Origin of the sequence: Vibrio sp. 10N.222.52.C12 (assembly GCF_041474215.1) — a bacterium.
In the GTDB taxonomy this organism is placed as follows: domain Bacteria; phylum Pseudomonadota; class Gammaproteobacteria; order Enterobacterales; family Vibrionaceae; genus Vibrio; species Vibrio crassostreae_C.
Map to the genome: position 1 here is coordinate 1 of NZ_JBFRTR010000168.1, position 13,141 is coordinate 13,141.

Here is a 13,141-nt window from a genome sequence, read left to right on the forward strand (position 1 = left end):
TCACTAAAGTTATCCGTCACCTAGCCGATATATTGAATATCAAGAATTTTTGATCGGTATTTAATTTAGGTAGGTGTTGTGTGAAATTGTCAGTGAGAAAGAAACTGTATGCCGGTTTTGGCTCTATATTGGCGGTGCTTGTTACGTTAGTCAGTATTGTATGGATAGAAGTTATCGGCGCGCACCAGAGCGCAGATGAAATTAGAATGGACGATGTTCCGGGTACTGTTACCTACCTGGTACTGATTGATGAAGCGGGTGATGTATACCGAGATGCGCTTGGTGCAATTACACTGGTTGATAACGCACTCAATGATTATCGAACCAGCAAGAACGAATTTGCTCAAGCTATCGAGCAGGCTAAGCGTTTGGAGAGTAGAGGTTCGGAAGACCACCGCCGTATTCAGCGAATTGAAGACCTGATGGGGCGTTTCACTCAAGAGTTTGAATCAAAGCTTGTGCCGAAGATCAATGATGAAGCTGCGCTACTAGCCAATATTCAACAGCTACGATCTTTGTATGAGAGCAATCTTATCCCTATTGAGAACTTACTGGATCAAGCGTCAGCAAGTGAGCGCGCAGATACAGAACAGTCACTACTGACACTAACCGACACGTTTACTACCATCGAGCGCACTATCATGGTGTTGTCTGCTATTGCGATTGTCTTTGGTTGTGTGATTGCGTATCTATTGTCTAGCTCTATTACCAATCGTCTTACTCGTGTAGAACAAGTAGCACGACGTGTAGCAAATGGTGACCTAACGGCAGGCGACATTATTGATGATTCTGGTGATGAATTGGCTGAACTGGCTAAGTCGATTAACCAGATGCAGAAATCACTAGTAGACCTATTAGGTTCAATCTCGTCTGTGACTCACCAAGTCCAATCGGTGACAGGGGAGCTCTCTTCTATTAGCCAAGACATCGTTACTGGTGCATCAGCTCAAGCAGACAAAGCTAACTTGATTGCAACGGCTGCTGAAGAGCTAAGCTTGACCATTTCTGAAGTGGCGCAGCAAGGTACTTCAACTTATGAAGAAGCACGTCGCTCAGAAACCTCTGCAGAAGATGGCCGCAACGTGATTGTTGAGATGGTGGCGAGTATTCAACAAGTGTCGACTCAAATGAGCGATATGTCGTTGCAAATGAATACTCTAGGTTCTCACGGTGAGCAGATTGGTAGCGTTATCAAGGTAATCGAAGACATTGCTGAGCAAACTAACCTGTTAGCTCTTAACGCTGCAATTGAAGCGGCACGTGCAGGCGAGTTTGGTCGTGGTTTTGCTGTGGTAGCCGATGAAGTGCGAGCGCTAGCAGAAAGAACAACCAAAGCGACACGAGAAGTCTCGGGCATCATTCAATCGATTCAATCGGGCACTCAAGAAGCGGTGACTTACACTCAAGATAACTGTCGTTTAGTTGAGATTGGTGTTGAGCAAAGCTCAGGTGCTGTTTCGGCTCTAGAAGCGATTGTGAGCGGTGCGGGCAATGTACAAAGCATGGTTAACTCTATTGCGACTGCGGCAGAAGAACAGACGGCTGTGACCAAAGAAATTGCAGCGGACATTACCGCGATTAGCGATATCTCTGAGCAATCTCTGCAGCTAGCAACTCGTAGCTCCGAAAATACATCAGGCTTGAACGCTAAGGTTGCTGAGCTAGAAGCATTAGTTGGTAAGTTTAAACTGGCGTAAAGCGGTAGCTTGGTTCTATTTACCTATTGGTAATCGAGTAAAGACCACGCACTGATCGCTAGTTGCTGAAAAGAAGCCCAACGATTCAATATTTATTGAGTGAGTTGGGCTTTTTCGTAGCTGGAATCTGGGTTCAGACGCGGTATACTCCACGTTCTACAATGGAGCTAGCCTTTAATGTTCGATATTCTTCTGAACCACTCTGATTTTTTACTTATCAATAAGCACCCTGGAGTCAGCGTCCACAAAGACGATGGCGATACCATGTTGCTTCAAGAAGTTGCTAAGGCAATTAATGAGCCTAAGCTGTATCTCGTTCATCGACTAGATAAAATGACTTCGGGCATTCTGCTGCTGGCAAAAAATGCGTCGGCGGCGAGCGAGCTTTCACAGCTATTTGCAAAGCGTGAAGTAGAGAAATACTACCTTGCGATCGGTTCTAAGAAGCCAAAGAAAAAGCAAGGTTTGATCTCAGGAGACATGGAGCGTTCACGACGCTCAAGTTGGAAACTTCTGACATCCAAAGAGAGCCCTGCGATTACTCAATTTTTATCAGCAACGGCTGAACCCGGTGAGCGTTTGCTTTTATGTAAACCCTATACGGGGCGAACTCACCAGATCCGTGTCGCGATGAAGTCGATTGGCTCAGCCATTGTTGGTGACCCTATTTATAATCCATCGAGTGAGGCTGACAGAGGTTATCTGCATGCTTTCGCGATTCGATTTATCTATCAATCACAAGCCTACGAATATGTCTGCGATCCAAGAAGCCTAAACTCCTTGGGTGAGAAGTGGCATCAGGAAACCGTGTCGAACGGTTTGGACAGTTGGCTTGAACCTTGGTCATTAACTTGGCCAAAGCTAAACACTAAGTGAGTGAAATAATGGAAGCATCAGCTTTACCTCTGTTTTTTAGTCATATTGAACAGCAACTTAATGAAGTACCAAACGAACTACGCCGTATTTTCCACGGGCGTGGTAAGTTTTGGCCTGGTCTAGAGCAATTGACATGTGACTGGGTTGATGGACAGCTATTGGTTAACGTGTTTAAAGAAGTAGACGACGAATTCTTGTCATCTCTAAAAGCTGGATTGGTTCAACTCACCAACAAAGATATCTGGCAATCAAAGCAGGGCACAAGCATTGTTCTGCAACACCGTTATGCTGATGGCGCGCCTTCAGAGGTTCTATGGGGCGAGTTGAATGATTCTCCGGTTGTGGTTGAGCATGGTCTTAAGTACCAATTAGACATTGGCCGTAATCAGAACTTCGGTTTGTTCCTAGACATGCGTAATGGTCGTCAGTGGGTACAAGATAATGCTCAGGATAAGAACGTTCTTAACCTGTTCGCATACACTTGTGGTTTCTCTGTCGCGGCTATCGCTGGTGGTGCTCGTCAATGTATGAACGTGGACATGTCTCGTGGCTCGTTGAATAAAGGCCGCGATAACCACCGTCTGAATGATCACGATATGCGCTCGGTTAACTTCCTTGGCTACGATATTTTTAAGTCGTGGGGAAAAATCAAGAAGGGCGGTCCTTACGAGCTCGTTATCATCGATCCACCTTCGTTCCAAAAAGGCAGCTTTGCTCTAACCAAAGATTACAAAAAAATCTTACGTCGTTTGCCTGAACTTCTAACTGAAGGCGGTGAAGTGATTGCGTGTGTGAACTCACCAGCAGTATCACCAAACTTCCTGATTGAGACGATGGCAGAAGAAGCACCAAGCGTTGAGTTCATTGAGCGTCTGGACAACCCGCCTGAGTTTGTCGATGTCGACCTTGATTCAAGCCTAAAGGTATTGAGGTTTAAAATCACGGCTTCAGCTGAAGCTTGATGTCATGATTTAGCGGGCATTATCCATACTAATATAGAAAACGCCGCTCACAATGAGCGGCGTTTTTATAGGTGCAAGAAACTAACTCATTTATTAACTAGCTTGGTTTTTTAGTGTCTGAAAACCAAAATAAATACGCATGAACGTGGTTAGCCAACAAGCTGCACCAAAGGTGTAAGCGATAACCGCAAAGTGTTGAGGCCAAATACAAAACGCGATGAAACAAGCGATGGTTTCAGTGCCTTCGGTTAGCCCTGACATGTAGTACAGAGACTTATGCTTATAGACTGGGTTTTCAATGCCTCGCTTGCCTGCCATAACCGCAAACGCTAAAAAGCTGCTGCCTGTGCCGATAAAAGAGAAGATCAAAAATGCACCGGCAATGGCGTTGTGTTCTGGGTTGGCAATGACAAATCCAAAAGGGATCAGCGAGTAGAATAGGAAATCTAGGCTGATATCGAGGAAACCGCCCGCATCACTAATGCCTTGGATTCGAGCCAAGGCTCCATCAAGCCCATCACATACTCTATTAAACACAATGAAGCCTAACGCCCACTCATATTGTTGAAATGCCAACGCTGGAAACGCTAAACACCCAATCAGAAATCCGAATAACGTGGTTTGATTGGCCGTGATACCCAATTGGTTTAGTAACTTAGCAGACTGATTTAATGGCCACTTAATGACCTTAATGGAGTACTTATCCAGCATGGTTACTTCTCCATGGCCAAGACAGTACTTCTGCCCCTTGAGGTACATCGGCTTCGTCGTGCGTGACCATTAATGTAGGGATATTCGCTTTGGTCAGCTGTTCGAAGACCCAATCGCGAAATTGTGCTCTTAACTCTTGGTCTAGCTTGCTGAACGGTTCGTCAAGCAGGGCGAGTTTAGGCTTGGCTAACAACATACGAGTCAAGCTTATTCTTGCGCGTTGACCGCCGGATATTTGATCCGGGAAAGATTCAGCTAAGTGAGTTAGCTCTATGTCTTTTAGTGCAGCCATTGCTTGTTTTTGGCGAGCGGAACCTTTAACAGAGTTCGGTAACGAAAAGGCCAAGTTTTCCCATACTTTGAGGTGCGGAAACAACAAGTCATCTTGAAACAAAATACCGACTTCACGCTGATGTGATGGAAGCTCGTCGAGCTGAATATTGTTCAACACAACGGTGCCAGAGTACGAAAACTCTTCACTTAAGTGACCAGCAATCGCATCCAGTAAGGTCGACTTTCCGCAGCCACTCGGCCCCATCAAAGCTAGTATTTGGCCAGATTCTAATGTGACGTTTAGCGCTGAGAACAGCGAATCTCCATCGGTTTTACGGATGGCGAGGTCGTTGAGGTACAGACTCATTACTTAGGAAACCTTTAAAAGTAAGACGGCGATATCTCAGTTGAAGTCGGCTGACTAATATCGCTAAAGAGAAAAAGAACAGAGGCAATAGGGCCTGCCAAATGGCATAGATTGCTGTCACCCTGCGGTCGAAACCACTGGTAAGTGCAACGGCTTCTGTGGTGATCGTGCTAATACGGCCCGCGCCGAGCATTAATGTTGGAAGGTATTGGGCCAAACTCACGCTGATCCCGACCGCCCAAGCAAAGGCAATCGCAGGAAGCAAGATTGGTAGTTTGATCGAATACCAACTCTGAAATGGCGATTTACCTAGGCTCAGCGAGGCTTTAATCAACCCATCATTGAAGCTTTTCCACGGGCCATCCAAAGACAGGTACACAAACGGGAAAGCAAAGAAAACATGCGCCCAAATCACCCAGAACTCATAGGCACTACTGCCGATGTAGAGGGTCGTGACTTGCATACCAAACAACACTGAAAGCTGCGGTATTAGCATTGGAATAGCGATAATGAAGCCCGGAACTTGCCACTTGTATTTGATTCTGTATTCGTGAGCAACCAGCGCAAGCAACAAAGCGATTGAAGCAGCAATCAGACCAATCCATAAGCTTTGACCAACGGTGCTCATGATGCCTTCCCACTCGAACTCCCAGAAGCGCGTGCTGTAGCGGCTCGGCAGTAAATCAGGGAAGCGCCAACGCTGAGCAACGCTCCAAATTACCATTAAAGGAATGATCAGCAGTGAAAGGCTAGCAAGGACAGTGAATACCGTTTTCCCCGGAAGGTTTGCCCCTGTTCTTCCGGAATACTGCCAAGTTCGAAAGTACTTAAGAACCGCCCATTCAACTAAACGCGCCAAGGCGATGATCAACGAAGCTAAACCAAACAAAACGATGGCACCAGCAGCAGCTCGCGGAAGTAGGTTAAGATCCGGATCGTTGAACCATTGCCATACCAAAACGGCAAAGGTCGGCGGGTTGGTTGGGCCTATGATCAAAGCAATATCGACAACCGAGACACTGTAAGCGAGTACCGCCAGCATTGGGAAACGAAGCTTAGTAAACCATTGTGGGAAAATACATTTCCACCAGATCTGAGCGCGGCTGTAACCGAGCGATGCACTGACCTTGGTGATACGCTCTACATCAATTTGCTGAAGTATCGAAATGCTCATCAGCAATAAGAAGGGGACTTCTTTGAGTGCGAGCATAATAATTAAGCCGAACGCGTATGGGTCTTTCACCAATAACGCCAATTCAGAGCTGGTAGCCGATTCGCCGAGCAAGTGATGTACCGCTCTTGCGCCAAGCCCCGTTGGACTAAACAGAAAAGCAAAGCCGATAGCGAAAGCTACATGTGGAATGGCAAGCATTGGCGATAGCGTAAACTCAATCTTTCTCCAAAACTTGTTTCCCCAAGAGGCTTGAAGAATACAAAAGGTCAGGAAGCAGGCTATATAGCTGCTTGCAATTGCTGAACCTAGGCTTAAGCCAATAGAGTGCCAAGCCCCTTCCCATTGAAAGACTTGGCTAAAACCGTTGAGTGTCGGCTCCTCTAAACCAAGGGGCGGGATGAAACTCAGTGACGAAGCCACGACTCCCGCTACCCCAGGAATGGTCGGGATAATGCATACAGCTATAACAACAAAATATAGAGCGCGTAGCATGAAGACTAGTTACCGTATCGCTTAAGCCACTCTTTCTCGAGCGCGTTTTGCCAGCTAGGGTGTGGTTCATCAACCGATTTAAATTGCTGGGTGTTTTTAGCGCTGCCAGTGAGGTACTTGCTGCTCAGAACCGAAGGATCGCCCCAAACATTGAGGTCCCCCTTGCGAGACTGTGCTTCAGGGCTCAGTAAGAAGTTAATGGTCACTTGAGCACCCGCGGTTGCATTGGCGTTCCAAGGAATCGCAAGGAAGTGAATGTTAGATAGAGCGCCGCTTTCTAGAGCATAAGCCTTAGTGGTTTCGGCTAAGCGACCACTGGCTTGTGCTGAATAAACAGAGTTTGGATTAAACGTAATCGCGAGATCGATCTGTCCGTCATCCAGAAGTTGGATGCTTTCCGATGTGCCTGCTGGGAACTGCTTTCCACCGCGCCACGCCACTTTATGGAATTTATCTAAGTAAGCCCACAGTGGTGCCGTTACTTCTTGGAAGTTGTCTTCTGAAACCGGCTGAGCCAGCGCAGGGTTATTGTTTGTTAGTTCAATCAGTAGTGACTTAATGAAGCTCGTGCCATGAAACTCTGGTGGGCGAGGGTAGCTTAAGCGGTTCGGGAAAGCCTGAGCGTAGCTTAACATCTCAGAGAATGATTGTGGCGGGTTGTGAAGTGTTTCTTGGTCATGAATGAACACCAGTTGTCCCACGCCCCACGGTGCTTCTAAGCCTTCTGTCGGCTCTGAGAAATCGACATCAATTGGCAGAGACTTATCGACATACTGCCAATTTGGAAGTGATTCCGTAAATGGCCCAAACAATAGCGCGTTGTCTTTCATCGAACGGAAGTTCTCGCCATTAATCCAGACGATATCGACGCTGCCTTCACTGTTCTTTCCTGCCGCTTTTTCAGCAAGCAGTCGAGTGGTGGTTTCCGCAATATCGGTCACTTTCACATGCTTTAACGTGACACCGTAGTCACTTTGTAATTTCTTGCCTGCCCACTGTAGGTAACGATTGATCTCTTGGCTTCCGCCCCAAGCGTGAAAGTAGACAGTTTCTCCCTCTGCCTGCTGTTCTATTTGGTTCCAGCTGTCGATGGATGTTGCTTCATCAGCATAAATGGTTGCGCTGTATGCAACGGTTGCCATGATTCCTAACGTAGTTACTATATTGTTCATAAACTTTTCCATTTGGTAGTGAACGGGCAAGAGCATTGTATTTTCAAACTCCCTAGGGCGTGTTGACCCTTCGTGGTTAACGAAAGATCAACATGCCCTAATAGTTATTCTATCTGTTTCTGAAATAAATTCTAATTCAACAGTAAATTCAATCAATTACTTGAGAACAAGCAGGGAGTTCTCGGTTGAGTTTTGTTCGATCTGTAATCACCTCGAAAACTCGACAGACTCTAGGCTTTTGCCATCCTAGCAACAGACCGCTGAACCGTTGAATTTATTGCATCTAAATGAGAGATTTTTGAGGTTTATTGGAGGCTGGTACGAAAAGTCGGCGATGAGTGCCAATTTTGAAGAAGTAGTGAGGGCAAGCTGACAATAAAAAAGGAGCCATCAGGCTCCTTTAATCAGTATTTGGTTTCGATGACGGATTAGTTTACCCAGTCACGAATTGTGTACGTTAGCGTGTGTACATCGTTTTTCAGTACTAGCGTATCGTTTGTTAGCGTTACGTCGCTCCACTCGCTTAGAGTAGCAGAAACCGATTGTTCGATTTCCATCGCAGAGCCGTGACACATTTTCATTGTCATGCCCATTTGCTTGATACGGAATTGACCGTCTTTCAGCTCGCCTTGACCGAAGAAGTTGTTACAACCAGCCATGCCGTTTGCAGTCATCTTTTCGCCGATCTCTAGACGAGGAGCTGCTTGGTCTTCGCTTTTCACAATGTCCTTGCCATCAATTTGCGCAAGTTCCCAATTATGGTGCTGTAGATCGGTTGGTGTTACTTGCATCGCGTTGTCACCTGTTGTTGTGCATGCTGCTAGCATCATAGGTAAAGCGGCTACTGCTAGTAATTTTTTTGAACTAAACTTCATATTATAAGGCTCCAAAGGAAAGAACGAAGTTACCGGATAAGTGTAACTTGATGGGTTCAAAGTATAGTTTACAAAACACTATATGTGTCAGTATAAGGTCATAGTTTAGTATGGATTTCATGAGCCAGGCGACAAATTAATCGCTTATTTTTGAGAGAGTAAGCGTAATTTTGAATGTGTAAGGAGGCATGGTGGAGCAGTTAGAGTTTTTCCAAGTTCCAAGCCCTTGCGTTGGGGTTTGTTCAAGCGATGACAAAGGCTATTGCAACGGTTGTATGCGCAAGAGAGAAGAGCGCTTTAATTGGATGTCGATGACACCGTCAGAACAATTGCACGTGATAAAGCTGTGTCGTCAGCGCTATAGAAGAAAAATAATGAATCAAAAAAACTTGATTGGTAAGCAGGTCGATGAAGAGGGAAATACCAGTCCCCAAAGAGATCTTTTTGGCTAAAGAGGAAGTATTTAGATTTTATTTAACTCCGAAGTAACTATTACTTTACATAATGGTTGGGGTGTAATATTAAAGTAGGTACCTTTGTACCTGAAGGAGTGGTGTCGGTATGAATAAAAAGAACGTAAAAATCAAAAAAGAGCCAGTCAAAGCACTTGACCGAAAACCGATCGGGGCAAAAGATGACCCTGAAGAGACTCCGCGTGATTGGCATTCGATGTCAGAAGAAGAACGAATGGAAATCCTTTCTCACCTCTCAGACATGCCTTTCCAATAACACCACTGGTTCTTCAGAGCCTTTCTTAAAGCTCAGTTTTCAGAAACAAAAATGTGATTAAACAAACATGTGATTCGCTTTCGTTACACCTCGATGGTACGTGCAAAATGTATCATCGGCCTCGGTGGTTTTACTGTGAATCTTAATGTTTGTGATCACTTCTACCGCCCCTGCATCGTAGCAAGCTTGTTCTGCTTTTTTAACGATATCGAGTAATTGATTGAGTTCACCTTTCATTGTGGTTTCCATCGCACCAACTTGGAAAGGGACATCGGCTGCTTTCACAACTTCAATGGCTTTATCAACTACTTCGAAGTTGTTGCCTTCTTTAACGCGAGGGATCACTTGGAAGGCAACCATCACTTCTTTTTCTCTTTTTAACTCAGACACTTTCTGCTTACTCAATGATAGGGATTTGTTGCAGATGATAGGTTAATGCGGAGATAAATTCTACAGCGGTTACGCTGCTTTATTTATGACACGAGTGACTGGAGATATCGGACTACTTGCTACCCCAGTGGTCGCTAACCCAACCACCAATATGCTCATCAAAATGACTACCACTGAACCTCTGGTTGCGTTCCACCGAGGTATCACAGTCGTCTTTGTTGTCGATTAGGTTTTGTATGTAGTTTGCCATTGGGTCATTGGAACTCTGACGATCTCGGCGAGTAGCCACTTCCTTAATCAGTTGTAATCGATATGTAGAGCTTGCACGTTTCATTTCAATGACCTCCCGGTTTTTAGACACTAATAGAAAAATCTAGTTGCCAGATATAGGGGCGTCAACGTGATCAGAAAGTATTTTTTTTGAGCAACCAAGAATCAATACCTTGGCATCATAATTCACAAAAGTGTCATTTAAATTGGCATTTTGTCTGAGTCGATAGGTTGTGATTTTACATTTGATTGCATATAAAAAGCCCAGTGCAAACTGGGCTAATCGATTTTCTATGGTTATTTTGAAGAGCTGGTTATTTTGAAGAACTTAGCTTGCTCTTAAATTGCTTAGCACTTTTCTTCTTTGCGGTTCTTCGGTTAGCCATTTTGTCTTTAGGTGGACGTTTGCGAGCTGTCACTTCAGATGCAGGTTTGTCTGTAACAGGGAAACCTTCTAATGCTTGTAGCACAAGAGGCTTATTGGTCAGAGTACGAATCGCATTTAGGTAGTCAGTTTCGCTGTGACTAACCAGAGAGATAGCGCAACCAGTGCTTCCTGCTCTTGCTGTGCGACCAACTCGGTGTACGTAAGTTGCGGAGTGTGTCGGCAAATCAAAATTAATCACGACAGGCAGCTGATCAATATGGATGCCGCGAGCCATCACGTCTGTCGCGATAAGCACACGAGTCTCGCCATTTTTGAAACTTTCTAATGCTTGCTCTCGTTCTTCTTGGCTCTTATTTCCATGTAACGCACTCACACTGATTTTGGCTTTATTCAATCGCTTGGTTAATGCGTCGGCATTGTCTTTTGCGCCAATAAAGACCAATACTTGCGGCCATGTGTGTTGATTGAGTAGTGCGATGAGCGCTTGAGCTTTACTGCCTTTGTTCACTAAATACAGGGTTTCTTCAATAGTCGCGACCACGCTGTTTTCTTGATGTGTCGTGACTTTAACTGGATTTAAAAGAAGCTCTTCAGCTTGCCCTACTAATTCGGGCGGAAGTGTCGCAGAGAACAACAGTGACTGACGTTTACTTGGTAGTGCTGCAGTAATCGCTTGAATATCTGGCCAAAATCCCATGTCGATCAGGCGGTCGGCTTCATCAAGAACCAATGATGAACACCGAGCTATATCCAGTTCATCACTTTTGATTAAAGCAAGTAGGCGGCCCGGTGTGGCGATGGCTAATTGTGGTTTAGTCGATAATTGTTGCTGTTGATCATCAGTATTTACGCCGCCCGTTAGCGTTACCAATTTGATATTGAGCGTTGTCGCGATCGGTTCTAAAGATTTGGTCACTTGAGATGCAAGTTCACGGGTTGGAACAATGATCAGTGCTTGCAGTTCATTCACATCTTGGTTGATGTTATTCAGTAAAGGTAAGCCGAACGCCAATGTTTTACCGCTGCCCGTTTGAGCCAATGCGAGTACGTCTTTCCCCGCAATAATGGTAGGAATTACCGCTTGCTGTATCTCTGTCGGCTTATTGAATTGAGATGAGAGCGCGGAGACGGTTTTTGCGTTAAGGGTTAGGCTATCAAATGACATAAATGAACCAAGTATCAAAAAGGAGGTGGAGTCTATCAGGGCTACAAATGTTAGAGAATCAGTTTTGTATGTTAGACGATAAACACATTCATTATACGCGCGAATTATGTCTGTTAGCTATACGCGATAATTAAGCGTTTATCATATTGTAATGGCACTGAATGGACGTACAATGTCCGCCCTAAAAATGTTCATGAAATGAGATCGAAATGAGTTGGGACAGTATCTGGCTGTTTATCGTTATCGTGTTTTTTATTGCCATTATCCCGGGCCCAAATGCGCTGTTGGTATTAAGCACAGCCTTAACTCAAAGGAAGCTGTTCGCATTTGTGAACGTGTTGGGCGTGTCATGTGGTTTCTTTTTTCATGCCTTTATCTCGGCTAACGGCATAAGCTTATTACTGTCGAACACTCCCATGGCCTTTGAAGGGCTAAAGTGGGCTGGGGTTTTGTATCTTGTCTGGCTTGGGTATAACCATTTTCGTGCGGCGCTGCGCGCTCAAGAGGGCGTGCTCTCTGTGGTCAGTGCATCGGGAAGTAAGCTTTATAAGCAATTTTTCAAAGGGCTTCTCACTAATCTACTGAATCCTAAAATTGTCCTGTTTTATCTTTCTATATTCCCTCAATTTGTTTCAACAGATGCGATTGTGACAGACAGTTTGATACTTGGTGCAATTCAAGCGTCAGTGGTGTCGATGTGGTTCTTAGTTGTGATCTTAATGGCGGATACCTTTAAGCGCTTGTTAGTTCAAAAGCGCACCTCGCAAATGATGAACATTGTGTGTGGGATTCTATTCGTGGGCTTCAGCATTCAGTTGGCATTGTTTCAGCTTTAGGGTGCGATGCGAAGAATTGGGTTTTTAGCTATTGGTTCAGTTCATTTCCGGCTTAGTTCTCGTTTCCATCTTAGTTTTCATTTCCGATTCAGTTCTCATTTTTTACTGAATGCTAAGCAATCAGTGTTTCTCTGTATAAATCTCTAAAGCATTAGCTCGGGAAGTCGATATAATTATTAGCTATCAATTTGGTGAATGTGTTTATTTGAGACCAATTGAAGCTACAGCCTATTGCTTGACCGAAATAACAGAGACAGGGAGTCACCAATGCGTGAAGATTCATTCACCCAGAAACGCAAATATTACCGCTTAAAGTACCCTCAAAAGGCTCGTCCGGTGATGCGAATTAAGGATGAGCTTTTTCATGTCAGCGAAGTTTCTGAAAAGGGTGTACGCCTGATGATGCGTAACATCATTCCGGTTTATCGTGGCTTTTCAATGGCCGGCACCTTGAGGTTGCATGACAACAACAGTATCGATATTAGCGGTGCTGTATTGCGACAAGAAGGTGACGAAGTGATCGTTCAGTTATCACAAGGTCCGAGCTTCAAAGATATGGTGTCTGAACAACGCCACATTAGGCAAAGATACCCAGTGTTTTTTGCTAGCCTCAGAGTGGCATAGAAAGCTTTTAAAGTTAGATTCACTCATCCAAGCCGATATTAAAAAGCCCAGCACTTTCACAAGTGCTGGGCTTTGTTCTATCTATAGCCCAGATTCTTATAAACCAAAGGCGATACAGGTAAAGCTAATGAGCTTAGTTC

15 protein-coding genes are annotated in these 13,141 nt (G+C 44.9%); 7 read left to right on the forward strand and 8 right to left on the reverse strand.

Annotation, left to right across the window (positions count from 1 at the left end; all coding sequences use genetic code 11):
* The first annotated feature begins 80 nt into the window (after positions 1-80).
* From AB4623_RS22770 to AB4623_RS22780, 3 genes are all read left to right on the forward strand, one after another.
* Positions 81-1,697: a methyl-accepting chemotaxis protein gene (locus AB4623_RS22770; protein WP_102333160.1), complete on the forward strand. Its 1,617-nt coding sequence runs from the start codon at positions 81-83 to the stop codon at positions 1,695-1,697.
* 177 nt (positions 1,698-1,874) lie between these two features.
* Positions 1,875-2,573 carry a TIGR01621 family pseudouridine synthase gene (locus tag AB4623_RS22775; RefSeq protein WP_371725002.1) on the forward strand — a complete coding sequence of 233 codons (699 nt, stop codon included), beginning with the start codon at positions 1,875-1,877 and terminating at the stop codon, positions 2,571-2,573.
* 8 nt (positions 2,574-2,581) lie between these two features.
* Complete coding sequence (locus AB4623_RS22780; RefSeq protein WP_017060319.1) at positions 2,582-3,535, forward strand: class I SAM-dependent methyltransferase; 954 nt, start codon at positions 2,582-2,584, stop codon at positions 3,533-3,535.
* Positions 3,536-3,628: 93 nt separating this feature from the next.
* On the opposite strand, the gene AB4623_RS22785 is transcribed toward AB4623_RS22780, so the two are convergent.
* The 5 genes from AB4623_RS22785 to AB4623_RS22805 all read right to left on the reverse strand — a co-directional run bounded on the left by AB4623_RS22785 (position 3,629) and on the right by AB4623_RS22805 (position 8,599).
* Positions 3,629-4,246 (reverse strand): CDP-alcohol phosphatidyltransferase family protein, encoded by a 618-nt coding sequence (locus tag AB4623_RS22785; protein ID WP_017060320.1) that lies wholly within the window; start codon positions 4,244-4,246, stop codon positions 3,629-3,631.
* On the reverse strand, positions 4,236-4,886 hold the full coding sequence (locus tag AB4623_RS22790) for an ATP-binding cassette domain-containing protein (protein ID WP_017065359.1): 651 nt from the start codon (positions 4,884-4,886) through the stop codon (positions 4,236-4,238). Before AB4623_RS22790 ends, AB4623_RS22785 begins: the two co-directional genes overlap by 11 nt.
* Positions 4,852-6,552, reverse strand: coding sequence for an ABC transporter permease (locus AB4623_RS22795; RefSeq protein WP_017065762.1), 1,701 nt, complete (start codon positions 6,550-6,552; stop codon positions 4,852-4,854). Before AB4623_RS22795 ends, AB4623_RS22790 begins: the two co-directional genes overlap by 35 nt.
* 5 nt (positions 6,553-6,557) lie before the next feature.
* Positions 6,558-7,724, reverse strand: coding sequence for an ABC transporter substrate-binding protein (locus tag AB4623_RS22800; protein WP_372147417.1), 1,167 nt, complete (start codon positions 7,722-7,724; stop codon positions 6,558-6,560).
* A gap of 428 nt (positions 7,725-8,152) precedes the next feature.
* A complete protein-coding gene (locus tag AB4623_RS22805; RefSeq protein WP_004734625.1) occupies positions 8,153-8,599 on the reverse strand; it encodes an META domain-containing protein in 447 nt (148 codons plus the stop codon).
* A gap of 188 nt (positions 8,600-8,787) precedes the next feature.
* Here AB4623_RS22805 and AB4623_RS22810 point away from each other — a divergent pair, with 188 nt between their 5' ends.
* Together AB4623_RS22810 and AB4623_RS22815 are read left to right on the forward strand one after the other, a co-directional pair.
* Positions 8,788-9,051, forward strand: a complete 264-nt coding sequence (locus AB4623_RS22810) for a DUF1289 domain-containing protein (protein WP_017060324.1) — start codon at positions 8,788-8,790, stop codon at positions 9,049-9,051.
* 109 nt (positions 9,052-9,160) lie between these two features.
* Entirely contained in the window at positions 9,161-9,328 is a 168-nt protein-coding gene (locus tag AB4623_RS22815) for a hypothetical protein (protein WP_017060325.1), read from the forward strand.
* Between the two features lie 57 nt (positions 9,329-9,385).
* On the opposite strand, the gene AB4623_RS22820 is transcribed toward AB4623_RS22815, so the two are convergent.
* From AB4623_RS22820 to AB4623_RS22830, 3 genes are all read right to left on the reverse strand, one after another.
* Positions 9,386-9,688 carry a thiamine-binding protein gene (locus AB4623_RS22820; protein ID WP_017065764.1) on the reverse strand — a complete coding sequence of 101 codons (303 nt, stop codon included), beginning with the start codon at positions 9,686-9,688 and terminating at the stop codon, positions 9,386-9,388.
* A gap of 142 nt (positions 9,689-9,830) precedes the next feature.
* Complete coding sequence (locus AB4623_RS22825) at positions 9,831-10,052, reverse strand: hypothetical protein (RefSeq protein ID WP_004734659.1); 222 nt, start codon at positions 10,050-10,052, stop codon at positions 9,831-9,833.
* Between the two features lie 250 nt (positions 10,053-10,302).
* On the reverse strand, positions 10,303-11,541 hold the full coding sequence (locus AB4623_RS22830) for a DEAD/DEAH box helicase (RefSeq protein ID WP_372147418.1): 1,239 nt from the start codon (positions 11,539-11,541) through the stop codon (positions 10,303-10,305).
* Between the two features lie 209 nt (positions 11,542-11,750).
* Between AB4623_RS22830 and AB4623_RS22835 the strand changes: the two genes are divergently transcribed.
* Positions 11,751-12,377, forward strand: a complete 627-nt coding sequence (locus tag AB4623_RS22835) for a LysE family translocator (RefSeq protein ID WP_017060328.1) — start codon at positions 11,751-11,753, stop codon at positions 12,375-12,377.
* Between the two features lie 267 nt (positions 12,378-12,644).
* Entirely contained in the window at positions 12,645-13,001 is a 357-nt protein-coding gene (locus tag AB4623_RS22840) for a hypothetical protein (protein ID WP_017060329.1), read from the forward strand.
* The last annotated feature ends 140 nt before the right edge of the window (positions 13,002-13,141 follow it).

What these genes read in the sequence shown, in the direction of transcription:
- AB4623_RS22790 (WP_017065359.1), bottom strand. Translation starts at nt 4,886, where the DNA reads ATGAGTCTGTACCTCAACGACCTCGCCATCCGTAAAACCGATGGAGAT.
- AB4623_RS22825 (WP_004734659.1), bottom strand. Translation starts at nt 10,052, where the DNA reads ATGAAACGTGCAAGCTCTACATATCGATTACAACTGATTAAGGAAGTG.
- AB4623_RS22785 (WP_017060320.1), bottom strand. Translation starts at nt 4,246, where the DNA reads ATGCTGGATAAGTACTCCATTAAGGTCATTAAGTGGCCATTAAATCAG.
- AB4623_RS22820 (WP_017065764.1), bottom strand. Translation starts at nt 9,688, where the DNA reads ATGGTTGCCTTCCAAGTGATCCCTCGCGTTAAAGAAGGCAACAACTTC.
- AB4623_RS22810 (WP_017060324.1), top strand. Translation starts at nt 8,788, where the DNA reads ATGGTGGAGCAGTTAGAGTTTTTCCAAGTTCCAAGCCCTTGCGTTGGG.
- AB4623_RS22800 (WP_372147417.1), bottom strand. Translation starts at nt 7,724, where the DNA reads ATGAACAATATAGTAACTACGTTAGGAATCATGGCAACCGTTGCATAC.
- AB4623_RS22830 (WP_372147418.1), bottom strand. Translation starts at nt 11,541, where the DNA reads ATGTCATTTGATAGCCTAACCCTTAACGCAAAAACCGTCTCCGCGCTC.
- AB4623_RS22815 (WP_017060325.1), top strand. Translation starts at nt 9,161, where the DNA reads ATGAATAAAAAGAACGTAAAAATCAAAAAAGAGCCAGTCAAAGCACTT.
- AB4623_RS22775 (WP_371725002.1), top strand. Translation starts at nt 1,875, where the DNA reads ATGTTCGATATTCTTCTGAACCACTCTGATTTTTTACTTATCAATAAG.
- AB4623_RS22795 (WP_017065762.1), bottom strand. Translation starts at nt 6,552, where the DNA reads ATGCTACGCGCTCTATATTTTGTTGTTATAGCTGTATGCATTATCCCG.
- AB4623_RS22835 (WP_017060328.1), top strand. Translation starts at nt 11,751, where the DNA reads ATGAGTTGGGACAGTATCTGGCTGTTTATCGTTATCGTGTTTTTTATT.
- AB4623_RS22780 (WP_017060319.1), top strand. Translation starts at nt 2,582, where the DNA reads ATGGAAGCATCAGCTTTACCTCTGTTTTTTAGTCATATTGAACAGCAA.
- AB4623_RS22805 (WP_004734625.1), bottom strand. Translation starts at nt 8,599, where the DNA reads ATGAAGTTTAGTTCAAAAAAATTACTAGCAGTAGCCGCTTTACCTATG.
- AB4623_RS22840 (WP_017060329.1), top strand. Translation starts at nt 12,645, where the DNA reads ATGCGTGAAGATTCATTCACCCAGAAACGCAAATATTACCGCTTAAAG.